Origin of the sequence: Aeromicrobium sp. (assembly GCF_036676885.1) — a bacterium.
In the GTDB taxonomy this organism is placed as follows: domain Bacteria; phylum Actinomycetota; class Actinomycetes; order Propionibacteriales; family Nocardioidaceae; genus Aeromicrobium.
In genome coordinates this window covers 1-4,456 of the sequence record NZ_JAKFCB010000390.1, presented here as the reverse complement: position 1 = coordinate 4,456, position 4,456 = coordinate 1, and the positions used below count along the sequence as shown (strand labels likewise).

Sequence of the window (4,456 nt, the reverse complement as noted above, 5' to 3'; positions counted from 1 at the left end):
GACCGCATCATCGACGTTCTGCACGCCCTTGACCACGACCTTGCCGTGCCACTGGTCCTTGATCCACGCCAGGTCGTCGAACGTCACCGTCGGGTCGAACATCGTGTCCAGCAGCTCGGCGACCGTGCCGGACCACTTGTCGAGCGACGCGAACGCCAACGGCTCGGTGGTCAGGAAGTTGAGCCACCACGCCGGCCGCGGAATCGCGTTGAGCACCGTGCGGGGCGACAGCGTCGGCGGGATCGTCATGCCGTTGCGGGTGTCGCGCAGCCGCGCGCCGGCCACCGGCACGTCGACCGTGACCAGCAGCGTGTCGAACCCGGCCTTGGCGGCCCGGTCGACCAGCGCCATCGACCGCTCGCGGTCCTTCCACATGTAGAGCTGGAACCAGTTGCGCCCGTTCGGCGCCGCCGCGGCAACGTCCTCGATCGCGGTGGTGCCCATCGTCGACAGCGAGTACGGGATGCCGGCCGCCTCGGCAGCGGTCGCGCCGGCGATCTCGCCCTCGGACTGCATCATCCGGGTGAACCCGGTCGGGGCGATGCCGAACGGCAGCGCAGAACGTACGCCCAGCACCTCGACCGACGTGTCGACGACCGACACGTCGCGCAGGATCGCCGGGTGGAACGTGATGTCCTCGAACGCCTGACGCGCTCGCGCCAGCGACAGCTCCGCATCCGCGGCGCCATCGGTGTAGTCGAACGCCGCCTTGGGCGTACGCCGCTTGGCGATCGCCCGCAGGTCCCACACCGTCAGCGCCCGCTCCAGGCGCCGGCGCGTCGGGTTGAGCACGGGCTTCTTGAACTTCAGCAGGGGCACGAAGTCGCGCGGCCGCGGGAAGCGACGACGCTGTCTGACCAAGGGCGATGCCATGGCGGTCCTTTCAGGGGCGTTCAGGGCGAGATGACGACGGAGTCGGGGCCGCGGCCCTCGAGCAGATTGGTGATCTGGCGGCGGACCACGGCATCGATGCGGGGCTGCATCGCGGTGGACATGCCGCCGACGTGCGGCGAGATCAGGACGCCGGGGACCTCCCAGAGCGCGTGGTCGGCGGGAAGTGGCTCCGGATCCGTGACATCCGTGGCGTAGCGGATGCGGCCGGCCTGGCGCACGACCGCATCGGTGTCGGCGACCTTGCCGCGCGAGACGTTGACGACGACAGCGCCGTCGGGCAGCGCACCCAGGAACGCGTCATCGATCAGTCCAACGGTCGACTCCGACAGCGGAACGGCGACGACGACGGCGTCAACGGTCGGCAGCAGGTCGACCAGCTCGTCGCTGCCGTGCACGTCCTCGCGGTGGTGACCCGCGACGCGTACGAGCTCGGCCTCGAATCCCTCGAGCCGCTTCTCGACCTCGACGCCGATGCCGCCGTAGCCGAGCAGCATGATGCGTCGGTCCGCGACGCTGGTGCCCCACCGCCGGTTCCACTGGCCACGCTCACGGGCGTACACGTCGAGGCCGCGCGCACTGGCGAGCAGCAGGGCCACGGCGAGCTCGGCCGTCGAACCCTCGTGCACGCCGACGGCGTTGCAGCAGGTGATTCCGGCCGGGAGGATGTCGGCGACGCCGTCGTAGCCGAGGGTCTGCAGCTGCAGGACGCCCAGCCGCGAGGCGTCCATCCGGTCGATGCCGTCCGTGCTGTTCCGGTAGGGACTGACGGCGAGGTCGATCCGGCCCCGGGGTTGGGCGTCCGTGAGGTTCCAGACCTCGAGTGCGACCCGGTCATCGAGATCGGCCAGTCGTTCCAGCCAGCGGTTGTCGGGCACTGTCACACGCAGAGTCATACGTCGATCATGCTCTCGGCTCGTAGCGCGCGAGGTCGTGGGTGCGCGCGATGAGACCCCGCAGGTCCTCCAGGGAGCCGGAGACCGCGCCGAGCGTACGACCCTGGATCAGCACGTTGCCCAGCGCCGTCGCCTCGACCGGGCCTGCGAGCACGGGGCGGCCGCTGCGATCGGCGATCGCCTGGCACAGCAGCCGGTTGAGCGATCCGCCGCCGACGACGTGCACGATCCGGATCGGCCGCCCGGCCAGCCGTTCGGCAGTGTCCAGCGCGGACCCGAAGGCGTACGCCAGGCTCTCGACGATGCTGCGCATGAGCTCGGCGCGACCGGCGGGCACGCGGAGGCCCTGCTCCGCGCACAGCTCGGCGATGCGGGCGGGCATGTCACCGGGTGGGAGGAAGCGCGGGTCCTGCACGTCGAACACCGGTACGTCGACGGTCACCTCGGCAGCAGCGCGGAGGATCTCCTCGAGCGACGCTGCGGGGCCGGCACGCTCCCACTCGCGCAGGGTCTCGCTGATCAGCCACGTCCCCATGACGTTGGTGAGGAATCGCGTACGCCCGTCGACGCCGCCCTCGTTCGTGAAGTTGGCGTCCCGCGCCTCGTCCGTGAGGACCGGTGCGTCGAGCTCGAGCCCGACCAGGCCCCACGTGCCGCACGAGATGTAGGCCGCGTCGTCGCTGTGCATCGGCACGCCCACGACCGCGGATGCGGTGTCGTGCGAGCCGACCGCCGTGAGGGTCAGGCCGGGTACGCCGATCTGCTCGCCGACCTCGGTGGTCACCGTGCCGATCGTCGCGCCGGGTTCGACCAGATCGGTGAACAGCGGTCGGCGGAGACCCACCCGCGCCATGAGGTCGGTGTCCCACTCCCCCGTGCGTACGTCCAGCAGGCCGGTCGTCGACGCGTTGGTGCGCTCGGTGACGGTCTCGCCGGTCAGCCAGTAGCCGATCAGGTCGGGGATCAGCAGCATCCGCTCGGCCTCGTCCGCGAGCGGGTCGGCGGCGAGCTGGTAGATCGTGTTGAACGGCAGGAACTGCAGGCCGTTACGGGCGTACAGCTCCGCGAACGGCACCCGGGCGTGGATTCGCTCCACGCCCGCGGCCGTGCGCTCGTCCCGATAGTGGAACGGCACGCCCAGCATGCGGTCCGCCCGCATGAGGGCGTAGTCGACCGCCCACGAGTCCACCGCGACGCTCCGGAGCCCGTCGGGTGACATGCGAGCGGCTGTCCACAGGCCGTTGAGAGCGTGGCGGTGGAGCTCGAGGGGATCCCAGTGCAGCCCGTCCGACTTTCGTACGGGCTCATTGGCGAAGCGCGCGACCGCGCGCAGCTCGAGGTGATCGGCTCCGACCTCGCCGACCATGACGCGGCCGCTGGAGGCCCCGAGGTCGATCGCGGCGACGGAGACTGTCATGGCGCTAGCGGAGGAAGGCGGCCGCGACGCCGGCGTCCACGGGGATGTGGAGGCCGGTGGTCTGCGTCAGGTCGGGTCCGACCAGCGCGTAGACCGCGTTGGCGACGTGGTCCGGCAGGACCTCGCGCTTGAGCAGGGTCCGCTGCGCGTAGAACGCGCCGAGGTCCTTCTCGTCGACCCCGTAGACCGCAGCGCGGTTGGCGCCCCAGCCGCTGGAGAAGATGCCCGAGCCCTGCACGACGCCGTCTGGGTTGATGCCGTTGACGCGTACGCCGTGCTCGCCCAGCTCGGCGGCCAGCAGCCGGACCTGGTGCGCCTGGTCTGCCTTGGTCGCGGAGTACGCGATGTTGTTGGGTCCGGCGAACACCGAGTTCTTGGACGAGATGTAGACGATGTCGCCGCCGAGACCCTGCTCGATGAGCGCCTTCGCCGCGGTGCGCGAGACCAGGAACGAGCCCTTGGCCATGACGTTGTGCTGCAGGTCCCAGTCGGCCACCGTCGTGTCGAGCAGCGACTTCGACAAGGACAGCCCGGCGTTGTTGACGACCAGGTCGAGCCCACCGAACGCCAGCAGCGTCGCGTCGACCGCGGCCTGCACCTGCTCCTCGTCGCTGACATCGGCCTGCACGCCGACGGCGACATCCGTGCCACCGATCTCAGCCGCAGCGGCCTGCGCCTTGGCGAGGTCGAGGTCGGCGATCGCGACGACAGCACCCTGCGCGGCCAGCTTGTGCGCGATGGCCTTGCCGATGCCAGAGGCTGCCCCGGTGACGAGCGCGATACGGGTCGCCAGCGGCTTGGGCGCCGGCATGCGCTGGAGCTTGGCCTCCTCGAGCGCCCAGTACTCGATGCGGAACTTCTCCGCCTCGTCGATCGGGGCGTACGTCGAGAGGCCCTCCGCGCCGCGCATGACGTTGATCGCGTTGACGTAGAACTCACCGGCCACGCGTGCGGTCTGCTTGTCCTTGCCGAAGCTGAACATGCCGACGCCGGGCACCAGCACGATCAGCGGGTCGGCGCCGCGGATCGCCGGTGACTCCGGCGTCGCGTGGCGGTCGTAGTAGGCCTGGTAGTCCTCGCGGTACGCCGTGTGGAGCTCACGCAGCCGCGCGATCGACTCCTCGACGGTCGCCGAGGCGGGCAGGTCGAGCACGAGCGGCTTGACCTTCGTACGCAGGAAGTGGTCCGGGCAGCTGGTGCCCAGCGCGGTGAGGCGCGGGTGCTCGCTCGAGGCGAGGAAGTCCAGCACGAC

General features: G+C 70.5%; 4 protein-coding genes. All 4 read right to left on the bottom strand.

What is annotated here, in order from left to right:
• The coding region (locus V6M46_RS18630) for an alpha-hydroxy acid oxidase (RefSeq protein WP_332667866.1) at nucleotides 1-873 on the bottom strand (873 nt) is incomplete at its 3' end.
• Between the two features lie 20 nt (nucleotides 874-893).
• On the bottom strand, nucleotides 894-1,787 hold the full coding sequence (locus V6M46_RS18625; RefSeq protein WP_332667864.1) for an NAD(P)-dependent oxidoreductase: 894 nt from the start codon (nucleotides 1,785-1,787) through the stop codon (nucleotides 894-896).
• A 7-nt stretch (nucleotides 1,788-1,794) separates the two neighbouring features.
• On the bottom strand, nucleotides 1,795-3,204 hold the full coding sequence (locus V6M46_RS18620; RefSeq protein WP_332667862.1) for a rhamnulokinase: 1,410 nt from the start codon (nucleotides 3,202-3,204) through the stop codon (nucleotides 1,795-1,797).
• A gap of 4 nt (nucleotides 3,205-3,208) precedes the next feature.
• On the bottom strand, nucleotides 3,209-4,456 hold a 1,248-nt coding region (rhaD, locus tag V6M46_RS18615; RefSeq protein ID WP_332667860.1), incomplete at its 5' end, for a bifunctional rhamnulose-1-phosphate aldolase/short-chain dehydrogenase.